At 36.2% G+C, this 23279-nt stretch carries 21 protein-coding genes; 6 read left to right on the plus strand and 15 right to left on the minus strand.

Annotation, left to right across the window (positions count from 1 at the left end):
• Window positions 1–51 precede the first annotated feature (51 nt).
• The 3 genes from lon to ACMAYL_RS05705 all read right to left on the minus strand — a co-directional run bounded on the left by lon (window position 52) and on the right by ACMAYL_RS05705 (window position 4759).
• Window positions 52–2460, minus strand: a complete 2409-nt coding sequence (gene lon, locus ACMAYL_RS05695; protein ID WP_103216490.1) for an endopeptidase La — start codon at window positions 2458–2460, stop codon at window positions 52–54.
• A gap of 336 nt (window positions 2461–2796) precedes the next feature.
• Window positions 2797–4107, minus strand: coding sequence for an ATP-dependent Clp protease ATP-binding subunit ClpX (clpX, locus tag ACMAYL_RS05700; protein ID WP_103216489.1), 1311 nt, complete (start codon window positions 4105–4107; stop codon window positions 2797–2799).
• 40 nt (window positions 4108–4147) lie between these two features.
• Window positions 4148–4759 (minus strand): ATP-dependent Clp protease proteolytic subunit, encoded by a 612-nt coding sequence (locus tag ACMAYL_RS05705; RefSeq protein ID WP_021266245.1) that lies wholly within the window; start codon window positions 4757–4759, stop codon window positions 4148–4150.
• 286 nt (window positions 4760–5045) lie between these two features.
• On the opposite strand from ACMAYL_RS05705, the gene ACMAYL_RS05710 reads away from it, so the two are divergent.
• A complete protein-coding gene (locus ACMAYL_RS05710; RefSeq protein ID WP_103216488.1) occupies window positions 5046–5648 on the plus strand; it encodes a peroxiredoxin in 603 nt (200 codons plus the stop codon).
• A gap of 41 nt (window positions 5649–5689) precedes the next feature.
• On the opposite strand, the gene ACMAYL_RS05715 is transcribed toward ACMAYL_RS05710, so the two are convergent.
• A complete protein-coding gene (locus tag ACMAYL_RS05715) occupies window positions 5690–6430 on the minus strand; it encodes a hypothetical protein (RefSeq protein ID WP_392991031.1) in 741 nt (246 codons plus the stop codon).
• Between the two features lie 126 nt (window positions 6431–6556).
• On the opposite strand from ACMAYL_RS05715, the gene ACMAYL_RS05720 reads away from it, so the two are divergent.
• Window positions 6557–7168, plus strand: coding sequence for a DedA family protein (locus ACMAYL_RS05720; protein ID WP_233189674.1), 612 nt, complete (start codon window positions 6557–6559; stop codon window positions 7166–7168).
• Between the two features lie 135 nt (window positions 7169–7303).
• Window positions 7304–7615, plus strand: coding sequence for a hypothetical protein (locus ACMAYL_RS05725; protein ID WP_412469854.1), 312 nt, complete (start codon window positions 7304–7306; stop codon window positions 7613–7615).
• 91 nt (window positions 7616–7706) lie between these two features.
• On the opposite strand, the gene ACMAYL_RS05730 is transcribed toward ACMAYL_RS05725, so the two are convergent.
• The 8 genes from ACMAYL_RS05730 to ACMAYL_RS05765 all read right to left on the minus strand — a co-directional run bounded on the left by ACMAYL_RS05730 (window position 7707) and on the right by ACMAYL_RS05765 (window position 15277).
• Window positions 7707–8270, minus strand: coding sequence for a PilZ domain-containing protein (locus ACMAYL_RS05730; protein ID WP_103216485.1), 564 nt, complete (start codon window positions 8268–8270; stop codon window positions 7707–7709).
• 14 nt (window positions 8271–8284) lie between these two features.
• Entirely contained in the window at window positions 8285–9610 is a 1326-nt protein-coding gene (locus ACMAYL_RS05735) for a PhoH family protein (protein ID WP_103216484.1), read from the minus strand.
• A 116-nt stretch (window positions 9611–9726) separates the two neighbouring features.
• A complete protein-coding gene (locus ACMAYL_RS05740) occupies window positions 9727–10860 on the minus strand; it encodes a hypothetical protein (protein ID WP_412470855.1) in 1134 nt (377 codons plus the stop codon).
• 3 nt (window positions 10861–10863) lie between these two features.
• Window positions 10864–11862 carry a hypothetical protein gene (locus ACMAYL_RS05745; protein WP_103216482.1) on the minus strand — a complete coding sequence of 333 codons (999 nt, stop codon included), beginning with the start codon at window positions 11860–11862 and terminating at the stop codon, window positions 10864–10866.
• Between the two features lie 65 nt (window positions 11863–11927).
• The gene (locus tag ACMAYL_RS05750) at window positions 11928–13154 is read right to left on the minus strand and encodes a pyridoxal phosphate-dependent aminotransferase (RefSeq protein ID WP_412470856.1); all 1227 of its coding nucleotides are present in this window, start codon (window positions 13152–13154) and stop codon (window positions 11928–11930) included.
• Window positions 13154–13633 carry a pantetheine-phosphate adenylyltransferase gene (gene coaD, locus ACMAYL_RS05755; protein ID WP_103216480.1) on the minus strand — a complete coding sequence of 160 codons (480 nt, stop codon included), beginning with the start codon at window positions 13631–13633 and terminating at the stop codon, window positions 13154–13156. The genes ACMAYL_RS05750 and coaD overlap by 1 nt, the downstream gene beginning before the upstream one ends.
• Before the next feature lie 51 nt (window positions 13634–13684).
• Window positions 13685–14266, minus strand: coding sequence for an RsmD family RNA methyltransferase (locus ACMAYL_RS05760; RefSeq protein ID WP_103216479.1), 582 nt, complete (start codon window positions 14264–14266; stop codon window positions 13685–13687).
• 36 nt (window positions 14267–14302) lie between these two features.
• Window positions 14303–15277 carry a hypothetical protein gene (locus tag ACMAYL_RS05765; RefSeq protein WP_412470857.1) on the minus strand — a complete coding sequence of 325 codons (975 nt, stop codon included), beginning with the start codon at window positions 15275–15277 and terminating at the stop codon, window positions 14303–14305.
• 221 nt (window positions 15278–15498) lie between these two features.
• On the opposite strand from ACMAYL_RS05765, the gene ACMAYL_RS05770 reads away from it, so the two are divergent.
• Both ACMAYL_RS05770 and ACMAYL_RS05775 read left to right on the plus strand, forming a co-directional pair.
• Entirely contained in the window at window positions 15499–18327 is a 2829-nt protein-coding gene (locus ACMAYL_RS05770; RefSeq protein ID WP_103216477.1) for a hypothetical protein, read from the plus strand.
• A 15-nt stretch (window positions 18328–18342) separates the two neighbouring features.
• The gene (locus ACMAYL_RS05775; RefSeq protein ID WP_412470858.1) at window positions 18343–19971 is read left to right on the plus strand and encodes a ChaN family lipoprotein; all 1629 of its coding nucleotides are present in this window, start codon (window positions 18343–18345) and stop codon (window positions 19969–19971) included.
• Here ACMAYL_RS05775 and ACMAYL_RS05780 read toward each other — a convergent pair whose 3' ends face one another.
• Entirely contained in the window at window positions 19972–21423 is a 1452-nt protein-coding gene (locus ACMAYL_RS05780; RefSeq protein ID WP_103216475.1) for a hypothetical protein, read from the minus strand. It abuts the gene before it with no gap.
• 179 nt (window positions 21424–21602) lie between these two features.
• Between ACMAYL_RS05780 and ACMAYL_RS05785 the strand changes: the two genes are divergently transcribed.
• Entirely contained in the window at window positions 21603–22400 is a 798-nt protein-coding gene (locus ACMAYL_RS05785) for a hypothetical protein (RefSeq protein ID WP_103216474.1), read from the plus strand.
• Here ACMAYL_RS05785 and ACMAYL_RS05790 read toward each other — a convergent pair.
• The gene (locus tag ACMAYL_RS05790) at window positions 22380–22778 is read right to left on the minus strand and encodes a hypothetical protein (protein WP_103216473.1); all 399 of its coding nucleotides are present in this window, start codon (window positions 22776–22778) and stop codon (window positions 22380–22382) included. The two genes, ACMAYL_RS05785 and ACMAYL_RS05790, sit on opposite strands and share 21 nt — an antisense overlap.
• Window positions 22759–23181 carry a hypothetical protein gene (locus ACMAYL_RS05795; protein WP_392991017.1) on the minus strand — a complete coding sequence of 141 codons (423 nt, stop codon included), beginning with the start codon at window positions 23179–23181 and terminating at the stop codon, window positions 22759–22761. Before ACMAYL_RS05795 ends, ACMAYL_RS05790 begins: the two co-directional genes overlap by 20 nt.
• Window positions 23182–23279: the final 98 nt, after the last annotated feature.

The raw sequence follows: 23279 nt of genomic DNA on the forward strand, positions 1-23279 counted from the left end.
AGCAGGGCCAAATTTAACAAGTATTAATTTTTTTAATAGGAGGCAAGCAGCTTAGTTAGCTACTTCCATCCCTTTCCCAGAGTCAATAACCTTCAGCCCTACATGCTGCATGAACTTTTCTGGCTCAGATAGATTTAGAGCAAGCTTTAGTACATCCTCAACATGTGAAACAGGGTGAATTGATAGTCCTTGCTTGATTTCCGGTGGAATCTCAAGAAGGTCTTTCTTATTCTTTTCAGGAATAACAACTGTTTTTACTCCTGCTTGCTTAGCAGCTAGCATCTTCTCTTTTAGGCCACCAATTGGAAGAACACGTCCTCTAATTGTCACCTCACCTGTCATTGCAACATCTTGCCTTACAGGAATTCCAGAGATTGCTGAAGTAATCGCTGTAACCATTGTAATCCCCGCAGAAGGACCATCTTTAGGTGTTGCTCCTTCTGGTGCATGAATATGGATATCATGCTTATCAAACCACTCAGAATCAATTCCTAAGCGACCTGAAATTGAACGAACGTAGCTCATTGCTGCCTTCGCTGATTCAGTCATAACCTCACCTAGCTTACCAGTGATTTGGATACCACCTTTACCAGGAACTGCAATAACTTCGATATGTAGAAGACAGCCACCAACTGAAGTATAAGCTAGACCATTTACTAAACCTACTTCTGGTTGTTCTTCAATTACATTATCATCAAACTTAACTGGACCTAGATACTTTTGAACTAGTTTCGAAGTGATTGAGAACTTCTTACCTTTCTCAACATCTTTCGTAACAACGTCTGTAGCAATCTTTCTAGCAATTGTATTGAACTGTCTTTCAAGCCCACGTACACCAGCTTCTTTTGTATAACCACGAACAACTTCCATGATTGTGTTATCAGTAATTGTGTATTCGTAATCTTTAAGTCCGTTATCTTTCCATGCACGTGGTGCAAGGTACTTCTTAGCGATCTGAGTTTTTTCAATTGGAGTATAACCTGCAAGGTTAATGATCTCCATTCTATCTCTAAGCGGCCCAGGGATTTGTCCTAGATCATTTGCAGTCATAACAAACATTACTTTTGATAGATCGTATTCAACTTCAATATAGTGATCACCAAAGTTTTTATTTTGAGCTGGATCTAGAACTTCTAGCATTGCTGCTGCTGGATCCCCTCTCATATCAGATGTCATTTTATCAATTTCATCTAAAAGAATAACTGGATTTGATGTTCCTGCTTTCTTAAGTGCAGAGATGATTTTACCTGGCATTGCACCTACGTAAGTACGACGGTGTCCACGAATTTCAGATTCATCTCTTACACCACCAAGTGAAACTCTTTCAAACTTTCTACCTAGTGATTCTGCAAGTGACTGACAAATTGATGTCTTACCAACACCTGGAGGACCTGCTAAACAAAGGATCGTTCCCTTTCCTTCTGCACCAACAAGACTTCTTACCGCAAGATATTCAAGAATTCTTTCTTTAACATCTTTCATTCCAAAGTGATGATCATCAAGAACAGTTCTTGCATGAGTTACATCATTGTTATCTTCTGTATACTCTCCCCATGGTAGAGAAAGCATCCAGTCAATATAGTTTCTCACAACCGCAGATTCTGCTGACATTGGAGACATTGACTTAAGTTTCTTAATCTCTTTTTGTACCTTAGTAACAGCTTCTTCAGGCATTACTTTCTTAGCTAGGCGCTCTTCCATTTCTTGAACTTCAGATTTCTCATCTTTTTGTCCAAGCTCTTTTTGAATAGCGTTCATTTGCTCATTTAGGTAGTACTCTTTCTGAGACTTTTCCATTTGAGACTTAACGCGAGTTCTGATTCTTCTCTCAACGTTAATGATCTCGATCTCTCCTTGCATTTTTTCAAGAAGAAGTTGAAGACGTGCTTCAATATCTACAGCTTCAAGAATTTCCTGTTTTTCAGGAATTTTCATTGAAAGGTGTGCAACGATAATATCAGCTAATCTTGATGGATCAGTGATCGATGAAATGCTCATAAGTAATTCTGGTGGAATTCTCTTATTAAGTTTCACGTACTGTTCAAATACATTTTTGATTGATCTTACTGTTGCTTCAATCTTTACTTGTTCAGGAACAGCTGGAACACACTTAGTTACATCTGCCCAGTAACCTTCAGTTCTTGCTTCAAATTCCTCGATTGTTGCTCTGTACTTCCCTTCAATAAGTACCTTTACAGTATTATCTGGGAGTCTAAGCATTTGAATGATATTTACAACAGTTCCTACGTTATAAACATCTTCACGATCTGGGTTTAGGATACTAGCATCCTTTTGCGTAACTAGAAAAAGCTCGTTACCATTTTTTGATGCTTCCTCAAGGGCGTTGATTGACTTCTCTCTTCCTACAAATAGTGGAACAACCATGTGTGGAAAAATAATCATGTCTCTTAGTGGAAGTAACGGTAGGCTCTTCGACTCAGTTGACTTCTTGTCTGACATAGCACCTCCTGCACTATTAATACTTGTCAAAAAAATTCTGGGAAAAGGAAAGATTGGAAGACTTCATGTCTAATCTCTAACCCTTTTATAAATTGTATCAAGAACCTATAAATATTTTGAAACTTTTTTTGGTCGGAATCTTATGCCCCTCAATAAATTCACAGTGCATAGGCCTATATTTACAACCACTTAAGTTATCCGACAAGAGAAGACCGGTTAGCTAAAATATTCTGACATTTGAAAACTAGTGTAATTTCTACACCGCTTAAACGAACAAGGGCCAGACAAAATGCCTGGCCCTCTTTACTTATTTATTAATTTTTAAATAATTAACTCTTAAGCTGATTCGATATCTTTCTTAGCTTCTAAAGTTGAGCTAGCAGTTGATTTCGTGTCTTTTCTTGGACCCTCTTCAACGCGTGGTGATTCCTTACCTGCAATAGATGCAGCAGTAATCACAACTTTATTGGCCTTATCATTTGCTGGAACATCATACATTACTTCAAGCATTGTTTGCTCGATGATGGCACGAAGTCCACGCGCACCAGTTTTTCTCGTAAGAGCTGTTTGAGCAATTGCTTTCAGAGCTTCTTCTTCGAATTCTAGTTCGATTCCATCAAATTCAAATAGTTTTTGATATTGCTTAGTAATCGCATTCTTTGGTTCAGTTAGAATTGAAACAAGTGCTTCTTCATCTAGCTCTTCAAGAAGTGCGTTTACAGGAAGACGTCCAATAAATTCAGGAATAAGACCAAACTTTGTTAAGTCTTCTGCTTCAATACCACCAAGCTTTTGAATTACTGATTCTTCGGCTTCAACAGTTTGTTTTGCAACAAGCCCCATTGGTCTCTTCGTCATACGTTTTTCAATAATCTTATCAAGACCTACGAATGCACCAGCTACTACGAAAAGGATATTTTTCGTATTAACTTGGATGAACTCTTGTTGAGGGTGCTTACGTCCACCTTTAGGTGGAACAGATGCGACAGTCCCTTCAACGAGCTTAAGTAGTGCTTGCTGTACACCTTCACCAGATACGTCTCTAGTGATTGATGGGTTTTCAGACTTACGTGCAATCTTATCGATTTCGTCAATATAAACAATTCCACGCTCTGCTCTTTCTACATCGTAGTCACATGCTTGAAGAAGGTTAAGAATAATATTCTCAACGTCTTCCCCTACGTAACCAGCTTCAGTAAGTGAAGTTGCATCAGCAATAGCAAATGGTACGTTTAGAAACTTTGCTAGTGATTGAGCGATAAGAGTTTTACCAGAACCAGTTGGACCAGCAAGTAGAATATTCGACTTTGCAAGTTCTACTGAGTCGTCTTTTCTTTTCGTATCACCGTGAGCAATTCTCTTATAGTGATTATGAACGGCTACAGAGATAATCTTTTTTGCACGATCTTGTCCAATTACATATTGGTCAAGGTGTAGCTTAATCTCGTGTGGCTTTGGAACATTATCAAGAGCGGCTTTAGAAACAGACTTAACCGTATCTTCGTAAATGATTTCATTACACAATTCAATACACTCATCACAGATATAAACACCAGGTCCTGCAATTAGCTTTTTAACTTCTTTTTGAGATTTCCCACAGAAGTTACAAGAAAGTGAACTATTGTATGATCCATCTTTTTTAGTCATTCATTGTCCTTTAGTTTTAATTCTAAAATAGAATTATATCTTACTTCTTATTTGATTCAATAACACCATCAATAATACCTAGCTCAATTGCATCTTGTGGAGATAGGTAATTGTCGCGGTCAGTTGCTGCAACAATTTTTTCCATCGTCATATCAACTGACGAGTGCTTAATATAGATACCATTTAGTTGGTCTTTTAGTGTTTGGATTTCATTTGCCTGAATCTGAATATCAGAACACTGCCCTTGAGCTCCACCTAGTGGTTGGTGAATCATAATACGAGAGTGTGGAAGTGAGTAACGGTGTCCCTTCTCTCCAGCAGTAAGAAGAAGTGATCCCATTGAAGCAGCAAGCCCTACACAATAAGTATAAACTGGGCAAGATACGTGTTGCATAATATCGTAAATACCAAGTCCAGCATAAACGCTTCCACCTGGTGAATTGATATAGAAATGGATTGGATCTTCTGGGTTACTCTGCTCTAGAAACATCATCTGAGCAATAAGTAGGTTGGCAACTGTATCATTAACTTGTGTACCTAAGAAAACAATTCGATCAAGAAGTAGTCTTGAATAAATGTCGTATTGTCTCTCACCTCTTGCCGTTTGCTCAATAACAATTGGGTTAGGTATATGTGCCTTTGGATCCATCATTTTTTCTCCCTAGATATATATTTGGACTCTTTTCCAATTAATTTGTCTAATGCATTCAGCATTTCGGTGGGTTGGGACTATTTCTTTAGATAAATATTTGCGATTTTCTGATTAAATTCCAGCTTAAGCAACTGAAATTATTTACCCTACTTTTTCTATATTTAACAAAAAGATGAACAGATTTTAACATTGCAGGTCTTGAATTTCCCCCACCCCTGCGGTTTAATTTAGCGCAAGAATTTATAAACTATTCAATAGTTATACGCGCAGAAAACAGGAGAATATTATGACTGAAACAGTTTACCCAACATCATTAGTTTCAAAAGCAGCACCAGAATTCAAAGGTAATGCAGTAGTAAATGGTGAAATCAAAGAAATTTCACTTTCAGACTTCAAAGGAAAGTGGAAAGTTCTTTTCTTTTACCCACTAGACTTCACATTTGTATGTCCAACAGAAATCACAGCATTTTCTGACAAGATTCAACTTTTCAAAGACCTTAACACTGAAGTTATCGCTTGTTCTGTTGATTCAGCTTTCTCTCACCTAGCGTGGACTAAGCAATCAAGAAATGAAGGTGGACTTGGTGATATCAACTTCCCAATCCTTGAAGACCTTACAAAAGAAGTAGCTAGATCATACGGTGCACTTATGCCATCTGGTGACGTTGCGTTTAGAGCAACTTATATCATTGATGACAACAACATCGTTCAACACGTTTCAATCAACAACCTATCAGTTGGTAGAAATGTTGAAGAAGTTGCAAGACTTGTAGACGGTTACCAATTTACAGCTAAGCACGGAGAAGTTTGTCCGGCAGGTTGGACTAAAGGTGCTGATACAATGAAGCCAGATCCAAAAGGATCACAAGAATATTTCAATAAGCTATAATTTTTGCTCGAAATATGAAGGCCCTCAAATGAGGGCCTTTTTTAATAATAAAATCCTACTCCGATTCCCAAGCGAGTGATACTCAATTGTCGATAATCATTTTTCAATTCATGACGTTTGGCAAAGATGTTGTACCACATATTCTCACTATACTTCTGACTGTAATTGATCTGATAACGTTGACCGCTTAAGCCTCTTTGCGAATTCACAGATTGAGAAAAGCTCAAATTAAGTACAAAAGGTGTAATTATCTTTTGAGCAAATGTTAGTCCTAAGGTGCCATAATAGATGCGCTTAACCTCAGTATCTAAAGATTCACCATCCAAGAATTTACTTGAGTTATAAAGATTGAAGACTTCGTAATCAACACCACCAAAAAAACCTGTCGAATTGCGATGTGTATAAGACTTATGAGCATAAAAACTTGCTCCAAGCTCTGGTTTAAGCTTTAAATTATTTGAAAAACTACTTCCACTATCACTCTCAATTTCTGAGGCAACAAGATATGAAATACTACCAAGGGCGACAAGAGAGAGCTTCTCAATTGATACAGGAAAATACGAAATCCCTGCTGTTAATGTCATTGGTGAATTCTTTTGTGTTTTTAAAACTCGATTAGATGTTTTTTCTTTAAACATTCCAAGAGAAGCAGAGGTTTGAATAAAGTAGTTATGGTTGTCCCCTTTAGACTTTAAGAAGAAATCCAAGCTCTTTCCATATACTTGGTTCGTATTTAAACCAATGTAAAAAATAATGAGTGATCTAAAAATTCTCTTTTTCACGGCCCTAATATTACCAGAGAAACATCTTAAATTTGAGAGAGGAAAAATACGCTGATAACTAATGCATATTGAATCAAATTAGGATATTCTTAACGTAATTTTTTTACAGTTATGCTAGGAGATAAAATGGAATTCATTGATCAGATCATGCTCTATATCAACACTCACGTGCACATGGCGCCATTTATAATTTTTGGACTACTCCTCTTAGCAGGCTTTAACATTCCAATTTCTGAAGATGTAATGTTATTTACTTCGGCCATTTTAGCGGCCAAGAACCCAGACTACCTATACCCACTTTTCTTTGGGGTATTTCTTGGAGCATATCTTTCAGATTTAATTTGTTACGGATTTATTGGACGCTACTTAGGCCCGAAAATTTTTAAAATTAAATTCTTTGCCTCAATGGTTACGCCAGAGCGCCTTGATATGGTTAATGCCTTCTTTAAAAAGTATGGTGTATTCACATTAATTTTTGGTCGTTTTGTTCCATTTGGATTTAGAAATGCACTCTTCCTATCAGCGGGTCTAGGACGCATGAATGCTTGGAAATTTGCCCTGTCAGACCTGCTGGCAGCAACAGTATCATGTGTTGTTTACTTCACTGTTTATTATAAATTTGGTGAGACAGCTATTGAGTATATCAAGAAGAGCAATTACGTTATCGGTGCAGTAGCACTTGCTGTAATTCTTGGTGTAATCGTCTCAAAATGGAAGAAAAAGAACGTAAACGCCTAAAATCATTAAAGTCAGAAAAAATTACAAGGCCCGTCAATTACAGTTTACAGCACGGGCCTCTTCCTCCATAATCCCGCTTGTTCACAAAAGTTGTGAAAAAAAATGAACAGTATTTGATTATTGGAGTACCGCTAAATGTTAAATTCAATCACGCAAAATAAAGTTATCAGTTTCAACGCATTTAAAAGCGAAAGAGCTAACCGTTGTGAAAGTACTGTTCAAAGAGATTATTTCTCTAAGCTAGACTTCTCTGCCCTAATCAATGAGACAAACTCTCTTGTTGCAGAAATCAACAGTGACGACGTTATTAATAACGAATTATTAATTAAAGTAGATCAGCTAACAGCTGAATTTAAAAGCCGCATCCTTGATAATGAATCGCCTATCGACAAATATCTTTTAGCGACAATCAAGGATCTTAAGTATTCGATAAAAGCAAAACTATAGTTTTGTTCTTTATATTCTTCTCTTTTTATTTTTTGTTTTTTTGTTTTAAGGCCCGTCATAATGGGCCTTATTTTTTTGCTTCCAGCAGACTTTAGAGGGATTCTAGCGATTGATAATCGTGTAGAACTTTGGCCCTAAGAAGTGGCAACTTCATTTCAGAATCATATCCTAGCAATGATGCCGTCTTTCTAAGATGTACGATATTCCCATTTTTCTTAGAAGAATTCTCAAATTGAGTTAGTAAGTAAATCATATTCTTTGAAAAGGTTGTCACGTATGAGCGTATCAGGGCCATATTCCCTGAAGTTACATGTGAAAACTTAGCACCGATAGATGGTAATAAGATTTTTTCTACTTCCGACAATCCTTCAAATGAACGAACAATATCAACTTCACAACGAATAACTTCAATATCAAAAGCGCTGTGGTCGATACTAATAAGTTTTTGAGAACTTAACTTTGAAAATTCTGGATATTGAATAAGAGAAACCATGGTATGAAAGCGTGTACTTGAAGGTACACGCCCCATATCGGTAATTAACATTCCACCTTCGGAAATATTAGAACAGCGGCCCTTTAAAACATAGTCATCACAAAGATAGAGCATCTCTTGATTTACAGGTGCTCTTAAATGTTGACGATTAGCTCTCGACACTCGCTATTCCTCTATTAAAGTAATTTTGAAGCTGTTTCAGAAAGCGCAGAACGCTCACCAACAGTTAACTTCGTATGAGAGATGATCTCTTCTGTTTTCAGTCTTTCTACAACATAGCTTAGACCGTTATTAATCTCATCAAGGTATGGACTATCAATCTGCTGAGGGTCACCTGTTAAGATGATCTTAGTTCCCTCACCTGCACGAGTTACAATTGTTTTAACTTCGTGTGGAGAAAGGTTTTGGGCCTCATCAACAATTAAGTACTGACCAGGAATAGAACGACCACGAATATAAGTTAGTGGTTCGATATGTAGTAGTCCATGATCCATTAGATCAACATATGAAGAACTTGTTCCAGCTCTTCTTTGATCAAATAGGAAGTCCATATTATCAAAGATTGGTTGCATCCAAGGACCTAACTTATCGTTTACATCACCTGGAAGATAACCAAGGTCTTTCCCCATTGGCTGAATTGGACGAGAAACAAGAAGTCTTGAATATTTTTCTTGATTAATTGTCATCTCAAGTCCTGCTGCAATTGCAAGAAGAGTCTTACCTGTACCGGCCTTACCAACAAGTGATACTAACTTGATATCGTCATTTAAAAGAGCATCAAGAGCAAATTGCTGTTCCATATTTTTTGGATAAATTCCCCAAACACCTTCTCTCATTGGAATTAAAGGTACAACTCCAAGTTTACTTTTAGAGAAACGTCCCAGAAGTCTTCTTCTATCATTTCCTTCTTCATGAACAACTAAGTATTCATTTGGAAAAATTTCAAGTTCTTCCCAGTTTTCAAGCTGTAAGAAGCGATTCTTTTCATATTCTTCAAGCTTATCTTTTGGAAGTGGTAGAAAGCGATAACCTGAGTAAATTTCCTCAAGCTTAATATCTTTCATTCCGTAGTCTTCAGCATTGATACCTAAGATATCAGATTTAATTCTTAAGTTGATGTCCTTAGTGATAAGAACAACATCTTCTCCCTGCTCCTTTAAGAAGATAGCTGAGGCAAGAATTAAGTTATCATTAATAGTAAGATCAATTGTGTCGTGTTGATTTTCAATTGTCTTATCAACAGAGATGATCAGGGTTCCACCATTGTCTAACTCAACACCATCCATAAGTGATCCCTTCTTACGAAGATCATCGATGATTCTTGAGAAATAACGAGCGTTACGCCCATTCTCATTCTGATCTTTCTTAAAACGATCTACTTCTTCAACTACAACTAGTGGGATGAAGACGTCGTTAGGACCAAATTTGTTAATAGCGTTAGGATCAAATAATAATACGTTCGTATCGAGTACAAAGGTTTTTCTTGTCAAAATGCCCTCCATGACATTTAGATTGATGCGAGGAAGCCTCTCTTAATTAAATTTTAAGTTATGGTAAAAAGGGATGTCAAAGAAAAAGGGCCGTTCACCTTTGTGCGTCATGAAACTCACACAAAAGCCTAAAAAATATCCATGGATGTATCAAATAAAGAGATAAAAACAAAAAGGCGATCACCTTTTGTTTCTTGATACTCAGAACCTATTTCTACATTATTAAATCCAGCAGTAATCGTAACTGGCCATAGGCGAATCTCAGCTCCATAATTCAGATAGCCTTCGCCAAGTCCTGCAAAGAAACCAAAGAAAGGGATATTGAGCTGGGCCCCAAAGTGAATCATTCGACCAAAGTTCAAACCTTGATTGATTGGCTTAACATCAAGAGCAAGAGAATAATCAAATGCCTTCCAGTCTTGTTTTACAGCAATTCCAGTGTTAACGGCCATATTGATGCGAGGAACTTCCCCATCCCCTTGAGTCTTTTTAAAGTATGTATCACCAATATCAAGAACTGCCATTGATGCGACAAACTCTGTATTTCCCCATCCATTGGCATATTCAATACCAATATCGTGACCTGCACCAGAACCTTTGGAATAGCCAAATGTATTTTTAATATCATCAATTGAGCCTAGGCCATTTTCAATTTTTGTAATGATATTTGTCGAGAAAATATCAAATTTATCTCGCGTCCCTTCTCTTGTTAAATATTTGAAAGAGTATCCTAGCGAAAGACGCTTACCTTTCATAATTTTCTTTTTCTGCTTATTGCGACTGCCACCAATTAGATTGAAAGCAAAACCAGCTATAAATCCACGATCATAAGAGTAATCAACATTAAAGGCCGGATTTACACGGTTCTTCAAAACGATATTGGCACGATTCTTAGTAAAATAAGAAAATGAAAAATGATGGGCCTTAATCGTTGAAAAGTTAGAAGCTTCTAAATAAAGAGGGTAACCCATTAGCTGATCAGCAATGCCAGCAGCATCACTTGGAAGATTATTAAAGCGATCCATATCATCGATCGCATTTGGCCCAGCTAGAATAAAATTAACAGGAGATATATCAACATCATAATTTGCACCTAAGCTAGCAGGATTGTAAAAAACAGTAAATGAATCCTGATTAGCAAGCCCCATCCATGCATTTCCCATTAACATGGCACGAGGACTCTGACCTAAAAAGAATTTCTCAAAGGCCAAAACATTGATGCTCAAAAGAGTAATGAATAGGAGCTTAAGCGTCTTTCCCATTACCTACCTTGAATGAAGTGTTTCAAAAAGTGCTGCCATATAGTAAGCAATTTGAAGTTCACTACCTGTAAAATCTGTTACACATTGAGTTTGATTTTTTATTGTCACAAGACTATTTGAAAAGCCTTTAGGTGTAATCACATTGTCGACAAAGTCTTGCCTAACAGTACTAATGTCGGCCAGAAATGTTGTTAAATCAACATCAGTAATATCACCAAGAGTGATATTTTCAAGAACATCTAATAAGTTATTAAAGTCAGTAACCAATGCGCAAGCACGTTCTAGATGTAGGCTTGAATCACCATTAGTTAAATCAATACTACCTGTATCAGCACCATCATCACATGCACCTGTCACACCACCTGCTTGAATATATGCATCAAGATCGCCATCTCCGAAGTAAGAGTATGCGAAGAGACATTCATTAGTTCCTACTGTCCCCGCTCCTTTCGAACCAAGCGCATCAGAATTTCCAAAGAAGGCCATGCTCATACCGTTTCGAACAAAGAGCATATACATTAGAAAAGAATTTATATCGGCCGCTCCATAACTTCCAAATGTTGCTTTACGAAGCGTAGCAGACGGATCTTTTGTTGCTGGGCCAACTCCTCCAGAATAAGTTAAAACATCGATTGCTTTGCCAAGATAGTAGTAAGAAAGATCATCAATGTCAGTCATGGCCTGGGCCAATGTAAATGTTGACATTGAACTTAGGAGATCTCCACCTGTTGTAATTTTTGTGATTTCATTTAAGAAGAACTCTGTTACAGAAAAGCCTGCTTTACATGCATAAGAAGAAGCAAGTAACTTATAATAAGTTGCATCTCCACTCTGCTCTTTCATCGCAAGCATTTTACTGAGGGCCTTATCACAATCCCCAGTCGATAAATGATCTTCAACAGAAAGATAACTTCTTTCAAGTTCGATATCTTCATCGACACCACAAGAGGTGAAAAGAATTGATGTTAAGAGATAAATACTGAAAACAATTAGTTTATTCACAGCTTAATTATCTCTTAACTTAACCTTTAATTCATAGTGGGAATGAGATACCAATCTTAAATAGCTTATTCCTGAGTTAAATACTCGGCGACACTAACAATTGCGTCTTTAAAATCATCTTTTGGTAGAACAAGAGAAATTCTGGCACAATTTGGAAGACCAAAATCCCCACTCGGGACCATTGCCACACCTTTTTGCTCAAGAACTTGTTCGCAGATCTCAACAGAGTAATCCGACTGATCAGTATCCGATTTTTTAAATCGGCCAATGACAGGAGCGCTTGAGAAATCAAAGAGAAAATAAAAAGCTGACGTTACCTGATACCAGCACTTTTCTAACTTATACTCTCTTAGAACTTCTCTTAATATAAGAGCATTCTCACGTAAGTGTTTTTTAACTGGAGTTAGATATTCATCAACATGATTCATATTATAGCGAAGTAGCGCACGCTGAATTAATGAACAAGAACCTGAAGCTGTATGGCCTTGAATCTTTTTAACAGCATCAATCACATCTTCGTGTGCAATACAGTAGCCAAGTCTTAGGCCAGTTGCTGCAAGACTTTTTGAAATACCGTCGACAATGATTGTACGTGACAATAACTCACGATCATATTGATAATAATATGTTGGTTTTGGGTCGTAATAATTTAATTCGTAATATATTTCATCAGAAATAATAAAAGTATTTTCATATGGCTTCACAATTTCAGCAAATTGCCTCATCCACTTTTCATTATAGAAAATCCCCGATGGATTATTTGGGCTATTTAAAACAATTGCTTTCGTTTTATCACTAATCAATTCTTTTAATTCCTCTAGGTCTGGTTCAAACGCATTAAAAACGGAAGCCTTAACTTCTTTTAAGACACCACCATTAAGAGAGATCATTTGTGGATATGAAATCCAGTATGGAGCAAAAACTATTACTTCATCACCTGGATCAACAATACTTGCAAAAATATTTGCAAGAACATGCTTTCCACCATTACCTACAACGGCCTTGAAATTATGGTCAAACTCATCAAAGCTAATGCCTCGAGAAGTTTCAACATATTCGATAATTTTTTCTAGTAACTCACTATCGCCTGCAACTGGGCTGTATTGAAAACTTTTTAGAAAGTCTAACTCTCCCCTTATCGATTCGACTAACTCTCTTGGTGGTCGATAAGGTAGTTGTCCTGCTGTAAGGTTGTAAACTTTCTTACCTTCTTGTGCCATAGCTACTGCTTTGGCATTAAGCTTTAAAGTAATACTCTCATTAATTTCTTGTGAACGCTTCGAAACATTCATTAGATCTTCCCTTTTTTAGCAATCCAGTTATAAATTGTATCTGGAACGAATTCCTTAATTACTTTTCCATGCTTATGAATTTCTTTAACAAGCGAGCTTGAAACATAGTAGTTATCTCTTTCAGTAATAAAGAAAACTGTTTCAATTTCTGGGTATAGTCTCTTATTCATTGAGGCCATCTGAAACTCTGCTTCGAAATCCCCTGTAGGTCTAAGTCCTCTAATAATTGAGCCAATGTCGTTTGCTTTTGCATAATCGACAATTAGTCCTTCCCACTTATCTGCTTTAATACGAGGCTCATCTTTAAATGTTTCATTTAACATCTCAACTCGCTCTTCAGCTGTGAAAAGAGGTTTCTTATTGCGATTGTGGGCAACAAGTATAATCACCTCATCAAAGACTGTTAGTGACCTCATTAAAATATCCTTGTGGCCATTTGTGAATGGGTCAAACGTTCCTGGGTAAATTGCTCTTTTCATTGAGTACCTAATTCCTATTATAAATTTAAATCAATTTTATACGACACCGGATTACAATGCAATTTTTGCAATATAACTTGTGCCTTGCTTGTAGACTTTAGAGAAAGTAAGAGAATGTTTTTTTAAATCTGCTTCAAGGATTCCCTTTTGACGATCGGATTCAATCCAAATCTCTCCAGAGAATGAAGATTCTTTAAGTAATTTGAGACATTCTAAGTAGACATCCTTTAATTCATATGGCGGGTCGATGAAGATGAAACTCTCATCGTATTCATCTGATGTTGACTCCAAATAACTTATACTTGTTTTTAGATAAGCTTGAGCTTTTTGCTTAATAATTGATAAATCTTCTGTGTCTACTTTTTTAGAAATCTCTATCTTATTCTTTTTTAAGACATTAAGAACTTTTGGATGGTCATCAACAAGTACGACTTTCTTCGCCCCTCTTGAAAGCGCTTCAAACCCCATAGCACCACTACCTGCGAACAAATCCACAAACAGACAATTCGTTAAGTCTTGATGAGCATCAAAGAATTTTCGTCGAAGCATAACACTCGTTGGACGAGTAATTGATTCAGGGGGAACAAAAAGGGCATGCCCTTTAGCATGCCCACCAAGTATATTTATGGCCATTTATAACCTTTTTAGTTTAAACAACATCAAATAATGTTAAGCGACTTTCTTCGCTTCTTCGGCCGAAGGAAGTGGAATATTAAAATTAGCTCCACCTTCAATACATGCCTTAAAGCCTTCTTCAGTTATTGAAACGTCTACACCATTCATTGTCAGAGTAAAGCGTCCATCAACTACACTTAATGTTGCTTGCGACCCAGCGATCGTCAAGTTTACATTAAAATTCATATTACCTGCTGCACTAAAAGTAACGTCACCACTTTCGCTAGTTGTTGGCGCAACATGCGTGAAAGAAGGCGCAGGAGTTTCTTTAGGCGCTTGATTTATCACAAGTATATTTTCATTGTCTTCATCTTTTATCACTGTTGATTGTGCATTCGCTGCCGGCTCTTCTTCCATTTCGAGAGTTGTCGTAGGTGATGCTGCGTCAATTTCTTCAAGATCTTTCATTATGGCATCCATTTCAGCTTCATCAAAGCCTTCAGTAAATGCTTCTTCGAGTGATGGAGATGAATCTCCAGCAACTGCTTCTTCAATATCTTCTTGAGCAACGATTTGTGTTGTCTCTTCTTCGAATACTTCTTCCACTTCTGCAACAACCTCATCAAGAGGATTTGATTCCGCAACCATTTCATCAAGAGGATTTGATTCCGCAACCATTTCATCAAGAGGATTTGATTCCGCAACCATTTCATCAAGAGGATTTGATTCCGCAACCATTTCATCAAGAGGATTAGCTTGCGCCTCTAGGGCATCTAGCGGGTTTACTTCTACAGCAAACTCTTCTACTGGTGCAGATTCTGCAACGCTTTCTTCGATGACCTCTGCTACTGGCGCGCTATCAAGTTGTCCTGACAGTTCTTTATCCAGACTTGCAAATTCTGCCATGATGTCATCTAGTTCATTCTCAGAAAATCCACTTTCTACACTTTTTGCTGCTGCATCTTGAGGTTTATTTCCACCCATATAAACTCCGTCTATTGATCCAATATCACTTGTGCTTTTCGACACAGATGACAGAAACTTTAAGAAATAAACATTGTTATAAAATCAATAACTTACAAAGCTTAAGTCGAGAATATCTATTTTTAAGCATGACAATATGAGTGGCCATCGTTATATTTTACTACCAATTTAAAAGACGCAACACACGACTTTCCTTACATAGTTTAGAATGTTAACCATCTTAAAGTTTTGAGGACTGTCGATTATTATACGGAACAACAGGCGAAGTGAAAGATTCATCGTTTTCAGCTAAGAATTGGCTGATTAACAATATTCCTGGTCCTAGTACCGAGGCAGATAGCCTTGAGGAGCCTAAGCATGCAGTAAATGCAAGCGGACCTACTCCTGTTCCTTCAATTCAAAGCGGACAATTTCTTGTTAGTGACCACATTATTCCGAAGTGGCGTGGTGAAAGCTTACTAACTAAAGGAAGCATGAAGTTCAAAAAAATTGTATTTGAACTTTTCAATGAAGCAAAAACTCAGGTTAAGTCTTTCAAGCACCGCAACCGCAGTCTTAAGCAATCTTTATTTCAAGAATTTATTGAATATACAACTCACAACGGTATTCACCCTGAGGGAGTTAGCGACTTTAACCAATTTTGGGCACAACTTGATGACAAGAACGGCCCAAGTTACGAATGTATCCAAGACTTTTTAAAAGTTTACTGCCTTCGTTCTATTAGCGTCTATATCTTAAAGGTTCGCTTTCTAACTCAACTGAGCTCTTTCTATTCAAAGACTCTTACTAAGAATGAGATTTTAAATCCAAACTCAACGCTAAGTAAGATCTTTAAAGTATCAAGCTCACGTGAATTATCGAGTCGTGCACTAGGAACTAATGAATACAGCTGGTTTAGACCAAATGAAAATTTTGGTGACAGCATTTTAGAACTTAGCTCTATCCTTAAAGACCTTAACCCTATTGAGTTCTTTAAAGTTCTAAATCATGAAATTCCAAATGAGTTATCAGTAGTTTTATTCCACAACGAAACTGATAAGTATTCTCATGCTTTCAGTAATCGTAACTTTGGACTAATGACTAATAATCTTTTAATCAACTTTCCAAAGTGGATTGAAAATCATGGTGGGTATTTCAATTTTAATACTCAACCACAATGTTTAAGTACCCTATTTACAGGTAACTTTCTAAACTCACTAACGATCTCTCACTGGATTGCTCAAGAGAATAATTCAACAGAGGCTTGGCAAGAAATTATCTGCCCAGAGTTTAGAGGTGATAATTATGTTAACGGACAATACTTAAAGATATTCCAAGAAATTCAATTCATGACTTTCTTAGTATATCTAGCTCCAAGACAGAATAAAGACCCTATCTCTTTAATCGTTTCTCTTTTTAAGCAGAAGTCGAATAAATCGAGAATTACGGCCAGCGGTCAATTTGCCCTGCTTGATGCTACAGAGGTACAGCAAAGTATCTACGATAGAATTCTGGTTAACTTAGTAAATATTCCTAAGAAGAACCCACACCACTACCTCATTACAAATATAATGCAAAATGGGGAGCATCTATCTAATAGTGGTTATATGTATGTCTTCTCTAATCAGAAGCTCTTTGTTCCTTCTCATGCAGCAAAGAACGAAGCACTATTTAAGCAGTACAAACTACTGATGCGCTTTAATCTTGAAGGCCTTAAAGGTAAGGGTGAAATCCCACGCTACTTCTATATCTTCTCGAAGCGTGTGGTAGAAAATAAATTAGATATTTTTGGTAACCCAGATGTTAACTCAACTCTTCTTAAGGAGTCGTGTCTTTCTGTAAATATGAATGGTGATCTGACTCACTTTTCGAAATTTGATTTCTTCGTTGAAGAAATTGATAAGCTATTTGCAAATAAGAAGGCCATCGATGCTCCGCTTTTTTCAAATGAAACAAAGTGTGGATTATCATTTGAGTTTCACCAAGATGCTATCCTTAACGGAAAGCTTCTAAGTAACAACAGTGAAAGTGATAAGATCACTCACCCACAATATTTTAGAAACCTAACAAAGAGTTGTATCCCATTTGATCAATTCTTTAGTGTTGAGTCTCTTTCAAATTACCGTGAAGATGACAACTACGACCTACTAGGCTTCAACCTTAACCCTCAAGAGAGATATCCATATCTTCTGATTGTGGACTTCACTAATGAGAACGATATTAAGCTTGAGCTGACGACAATTGATTCACTTAAGGCGAAGATTGAGGAGTATGGTAACGCTTACTTCCAATACTTTGGATTACTACCAAAGATCTCAAATCTAAATATCAATCTATTTAGAGAGTTCTTTAAGACGACAATTGGTAAGCAGATTACTCAGCTTACTTTTAATGGTGGACTGAAGAAAACGAAGGCAAAACTAAATGCCATGTTAATTCCAAAATTCCTTGAGAAGACGGAATTCTTACCTTCACACCATATTGAGTCTCTACAAGATATCACTCTTTCGAAAGAAGATGTCCAGACAACAGATTTTTGCATGTACACGCAAAAACTTGCTTCTAAGATCGATACTATCAACTTACTTGCTAAGCGCTGGCCATGGCATACAAGTTGTATCCTTTCTCACCTAAAAATTATCATTGGTAATTACCGTGATCAGGTAAATAGTGGAAAGGTTCAAATGAAGTATGATTACTCTTCAAGTGCACTCATTGGAAAGATTGTTGGTCTGCCAAAGACACCTATCTATCCAAACAATCAAGATATTTATCTTGAAACACTTATCACTGAGAGAAATGATATTCACCTTCCACTAACAAGTGCAATCTTTGAAAAGTCTGAACACACAACAAAGCTTAGACTTATTTCAAATGATAGAGAAGTTCTTAACCTACATGGTGAATTACAATTACTTCAATTCATCCAGTTCATTCTGACAAGTGCAGTTGGAACTCCTATTTCAACTATTGTTCAATCTCTTGAAGTACCTGCTGCTAAAGAGCTTAACTCTCTACTTGCTGAGCAAGATCAGGTAGCACATAACGTGAATGAAACGTTTGCACTAATTAATAACACTCTAAACAATATCATTATTGGTCAAATAAATAATTAGTGATATCATAGACTTATGCAATTGAAAGTCGATGAGACTCACTGGAGTATCTACCGCTATTTTAAAAATAAGGCCAACTCTCTTGAAGGAGAGCCATCAGCTTTACTAAAAAAATATCGTCAAGATCAACAGCGCTACGCTCGCCGAGACTTTCAAACTTCAAGCGTCAGTCAACTTTATGATTCAATTGATACCTCTGATATCATCTACCTTGGAGACTTCCATACTTTTGACCAGAGTACGAGAAACCTCGAACGTATCATTCGCATCCTAGCAAAGAGTGATTATCAATTTTCAATTGGTGTCGAATTCATTCATATCAATCATCAATTCTACATTGATTCATATCTTAAAGGGGCCATTACTGAGCTCGAATTTCTAGAATCAATCAACTATAAGAATTCATGGCGCTTCCCTTGGACCTTTTATAAGATCTTCTTTGATCTTGCTAAGGATCACAATATTTCAATAATTGCGCTTAATACTAAGGGAAATCTGGAGCAAAGAGACAAGAAGGCCGCAAAGAAAATTGCGACTTATCATAAAGAAAACCCAGAACAAAAGTTACTTATTTTATTTGGAGAACTTCACATTGTTCCAAATAAACTGCCACAAAAAGTTTTTGATCTGGCCAATAAGGATATTGTTCAAACAATCATTCATCAAAATACTGATGAAGTTTACTGGAATTTAGTTAAAGCCAACAAGCTAAGATCTGATCAAATTGTTAAGTACAATATGAGAGAATTTGTTCTGGTAAACTCTCCTCCTTGGTTAAAGTATGAATCTCAAATTTACTGGTATGAGCACTTAGCTGATGATCCTGACTTTGACATTCACGAGTATATTATAGAGACAGGTGCACTTAAGTTTTCAGACAATATCTTGGATAACTTTGCATACTTTTGTCATGAAATTAATAATACCCTTAATCTTGATATACCAATTGGTGAGATTGAAGATTTTAGAATCTTTGATCAGCAAAACCTAAAAAAAGTAAAAACAACAATCAATAAACTAAAGTCAAAGAAGGCCATTAGTTTTTACAATAAGCTCATCGAACATGGTAAGACGTTTAAACTTCCATGTAAGAAAGCTTATTACTGTTCAAGTTATTCAATTAATCGCATCTCGTACCTAGCAGGGATTCATATTCATCAATCAAAGTTAAAGATTCCGGAAAAAGAGATTGTTGACTTCTTTAATAAGAGAGATCGTACGAATTTATTTGTTTATCTTATTCATAATTATATTAGTGCTTACTTCTGTTCGAAGCTTTTTAACCCCTATCGAAAGTGTAATATGTATAAAGACTTTCAATACATGGCACGTAATAATAAACAACTTAAGAAGACTGATAAGATGGTCTTTAAAGCATGTTTAAAGCTTTGTAATAAACGAGCTAATGTTAATGAAGAACTAAAAGGACTAAATCTCTACCAGCTTCATAAAGCTTCACGTAAAGTATCACACATGCTTGCAGATATTATTTTTGACTACTTCTTCGCTGCTAATCGAGTTGAGTATAAAGATGTATACAGGCTTGTAGCATCAGATGATTACTCAAATGAAAACTATCAAAGCCTGTTGAATGAAATTGGAAATTTAGTAGATATTAAAAAGCTAAAAAAACGCGAATTCTAATTACATTAGTCTTTGCATAATCTCGCGCTTAGTACCTTTTTCAATACGAGTAACTTTCTTAGAAGTATCTTCCTTCACCTCTTCAGTCACTTTATCAGCACTTTCTACTTCAGCTACTGGAGCAGCAGTAACAACATCTTTTGTTTTAAAGATTATCTTGTACTTACGTCCAACTGGTTGTAGATCGTCATTGTAAAGGTTTGCAAGCTCTAGACGTCCCGAAATGTCTTTTAAAAGCTCTCTTACGATTTGAACTGAAGTTTCAAGTTCAGTTGAATTCTTACTCTCACCGTACGAAGAAATACTTAGATAGTAGATTGCTCCAAGTGTCTTACCTTGAACTTCAATCGTTCTCTTATCTTCATCAGCATTAATTGAGTTCTTAGCTGCATCTAAGAGAATATTATATTGAATTTGCTCAATCGTTTCTCTCTCACCGATGATTTCTTTTTCATTAGTATCAATTTTAAATTCGATCCCCTGCTCTTTGTACTGATCTTGTACTTTACAAGCAATAAAGCGGTTTACCGAAGAAATCTCACAACTTTGTACCATTGGTACATTAGTTTCATTTTCACTACTTTCATTTGATTCACTCATAGACCAAATTTGATCCGCAACTTGTTTTGCATCTTGATCATCATTAGAAAGAACCATTCCGAAAGTTTTATTTTCATTAGAAGAGATCGTCGCTTTTCTCTTCTCTTTTCTGAAGTTTTGCTTTTGTGCAGAGTAAAGCTTTGAGCAATGCTTCATCTCATTAAGCTCAAGAGCATTAATGATAACGCTTTCAATCTCATCGAAGTTATCTTCTTGATTAAGCATAAGAAGACTTAACGCCTCATCTTCAAGTTCTTTTCTTCTTTGCATAACAATCTTCTTGAAAATTAATTCCCATGCAAAAGTAAATAAGAACACTCCTGCAACAAGAGCAAGAGAGATTTTAATATTTGAAAGTGAACTTGAAATCGTTTCGAAGTGATTTTCAATAAGAATTGAGCCAGCATCTGCAGCATCTTCAAACTGAGAGAACTTTTCGTCGATATTGCTAGAGAAATTCTTGTCTGTTACAGAAAATCCCTTCCCTGTACTTCTAAGACTCTCATGAAACCAGTGAACATTTGAACTTACTGTATTAAATTTTTTAACGATTGCTGAAGAGAATTTTCCATACTCAGTCATTAGGTCAGAGACTTGAGCAAAGCATTCTCCTGTTTGCGCCGTAAAATTACTATCTAAATATGTTGAATTCATATCCCCTGCAACTGCAGCAGTGTAGGTTTGCTGAACTCTTGTACTACAAATTTGAATTCCGTTTTGAATTGTTGAGACCAGTTTATAACTATTCGATACACCACTTAGCATATAAGCAATGACTAAAATTGAGACAGAAGATAGACCTAATATTCCTAATCTCACCTTTGAAAATTTGTATTGAACTGGTTTACTCATCCATAAGTCCTTAAAATTGCGTAATTCATTTACTTTTGCGCCAATTAGCACACTTTAATTCTACCTATTGATTCAACTAGAAGAAAGAGTAGACAAATTTTACCAGTTTAAAGGAGATTCCTTTGTCCCAAACCAAGTAAAATGGTACAATTTTTATAGATAAATCCGGCCGGAGAAAAATGATCAACTATATTACAATCCTATTTTCCCTCGTTTTACATGCATTGGTACTAAGTTTAGTACTTGATGCTGACAATTCGAAGAAACTGGCCCAGGAAGAACCAATTAAGCTCAAGTTCAAACAAATTGAAGTTAGAAAGATTGGACTCGATAAGGCCCAGGATAACCAAAACCTTTTTGGTCAACTTGCCTATGGAAAACCTTCTTATACTGAAAAAGAAATCAAACGCGTTGATCAGGAAGTAAAAAGTCGATCTTCTGCCCTATCAAAGAAAGAAGAAAAAAGAATTGTTGAAACAGTTAAAAAGGAATCCGTTCAAAAGAATCAGATTACCCAAAGAAGGATTTCAAAAGAAAGCTTCAAAGAAGCTAATTGGACTAATGAACTATCACACGTTCAAGAAGCAACAGTAAGTTTTCTACCGCCTAAAGGTATTAGCCCCGACAAACTGAATGAGTTCGAGAAGGTTTTCTATGCTTTCTATAAGCGTGTTGCTGTTCAGTATATCAACTCTGTTCAAATTTCGGTGAGAAATCGAGTAACAGAAAGGCCTTATGTTCAAGAGAGTCTACGCTCAGCTTCAGCTCAAGAATTAAGGGCCGTTGTACGTTACGATGAAGAAGGAAATGCTGAAATTGTAAAAATTCTTAAGTCATCAGAAGATGATGATATCCATAAAATCTTTGAAACAGCTTTAGGGAAAATGAATAAGATTCCTAATATTGTAAAAGATCTAAAAGACGAAGATGGAAAGTACTATGCTATCTTCACTCTATCAGTAAATACACGCCGCTAAGATTATCGTTGCCACGATAATCAATTGTAATTTTCTTGGAATACCAAAAGTAAGAAAGATAAAGAAGTCTTTTACTGAGAGTTTGTACTGACGCTTTTTTAAGACAGGACTCCCCTTTATTTGTTCTTCTTCTAAATCAGGTATCAATTCATCTAACTCTCTAAAAAGCAGCTCCTCAACCTCAGAGTTAGCTTTATAAGAATTAAAATCATTGATCAAATCTTGTTTTTTTAAATCGTACTCAAGAAGTTTTTGGCGACAGTCTAGACATTGAGAAAGATGTTGTTCATTTTTCACAAAGTCACGACTTTCTAAATAAGTCATTTGCTTTGAGAAGAAGCACTTTTTAAAATTATTATTAATTAATTGTTCTTCCATCAAAGCTCTCATTTAAATGTATTCTATTATGGGATAATTGATCAATATAAGATAGAACCTCTTGTTGAGATATCTTAAGAGTTTGTGCAATACTCTCAACACTCTCCCCTTTGAACTCAAAAAGATAAACACAGGCCCTTTTCTCAACACTATCGATTTCGCTATTCTTTTTATTTAAGATTTGCTCACTTCGTTGTTTAGCTAGACCAATTAATTTTATTAGAAATTGATGTTCAAAATATTCGTTATCTATCTTGTATAGAACTTGATTACCTTGTTGAACATGGCCAGTGGCCACATCAATAATAAGTTGCATTGCCTGCAATTGATCTTGAATCAAGTAATTTGCCACTTGATAAAATTCATCCACTAATTTTCGAATAAGTTCTTTTTTAACTAACACATAATAATTTTAGCAAGCTTTAGAAAAAATGCTACTGCGATTTTAAACACTTAAGTGAAGATTAAAGTATATTCAATAGATTACCGATAAAATAGTGA

It is taken from the genome of Halobacteriovorax sp. RT-2-4, from assembly GCF_047085445.1.
In the GTDB taxonomy this organism is placed as follows: Bacteria; Bdellovibrionota; Bacteriovoracia; order Bacteriovoracales; family Bacteriovoracaceae; genus Halobacteriovorax_A.

Coding starts and splice junctions, on each gene's coding strand:
- lon (WP_103216490.1), bottom strand. CDS start 2,460: ATGTCAGACAAGAAGTCAACTGAGTCGAAGAGCCTACCGTTACTTCCA.
- clpX (WP_103216489.1), bottom strand. CDS start 4,107: ATGACTAAAAAAGATGGATCATACAATAGTTCACTTTCTTGTAACTTC.
- ACMAYL_RS05705 (WP_021266245.1), bottom strand. CDS start 4,759: ATGATGGATCCAAAGGCACATATACCTAACCCAATTGTTATTGAGCAA.
- ACMAYL_RS05710 (WP_103216488.1), top strand. CDS start 5,046: ATGACTGAAACAGTTTACCCAACATCATTAGTTTCAAAAGCAGCACCA.
- ACMAYL_RS05720 (WP_233189674.1), top strand. CDS start 6,557: ATGGAATTCATTGATCAGATCATGCTCTATATCAACACTCACGTGCAC.
- ACMAYL_RS05725 (WP_412469854.1), top strand. CDS start 7,304: ATGTTAAATTCAATCACGCAAAATAAAGTTATCAGTTTCAACGCATTT.
- ACMAYL_RS05735 (WP_103216484.1), bottom strand. CDS start 9,610: ATGGAGGGCATTTTGACAAGAAAAACCTTTGTACTCGATACGAACGTA.
- ACMAYL_RS05740 (WP_412470855.1), bottom strand. CDS start 10,860: ATGGGAAAGACGCTTAAGCTCCTATTCATTACTCTTTTGAGCATCAAT.
- ACMAYL_RS05750 (WP_412470856.1), bottom strand. CDS start 13,154: ATGAATGTTTCGAAGCGTTCACAAGAAATTAATGAGAGTATTACTTTA.
- coaD (WP_103216480.1), bottom strand. CDS start 13,633: ATGAAAAGAGCAATTTACCCAGGAACGTTTGACCCATTCACAAATGGC.
- ACMAYL_RS05760 (WP_103216479.1), bottom strand. CDS start 14,266: ATGGCCATAAATATACTTGGTGGGCATGCTAAAGGGCATGCCCTTTTT.
- ACMAYL_RS05775 (WP_412470858.1), top strand. CDS start 18,343: ATGCAATTGAAAGTCGATGAGACTCACTGGAGTATCTACCGCTATTTT.
- ACMAYL_RS05780 (WP_103216475.1), bottom strand. CDS start 21,423: ATGAGTAAACCAGTTCAATACAAATTTTCAAAGGTGAGATTAGGAATA.
- ACMAYL_RS05785 (WP_103216474.1), top strand. CDS start 21,603: ATGATCAACTATATTACAATCCTATTTTCCCTCGTTTTACATGCATTG.
- ACMAYL_RS05790 (WP_103216473.1), bottom strand. CDS start 22,778: ATGGAAGAACAATTAATTAATAATAATTTTAAAAAGTGCTTCTTCTCA.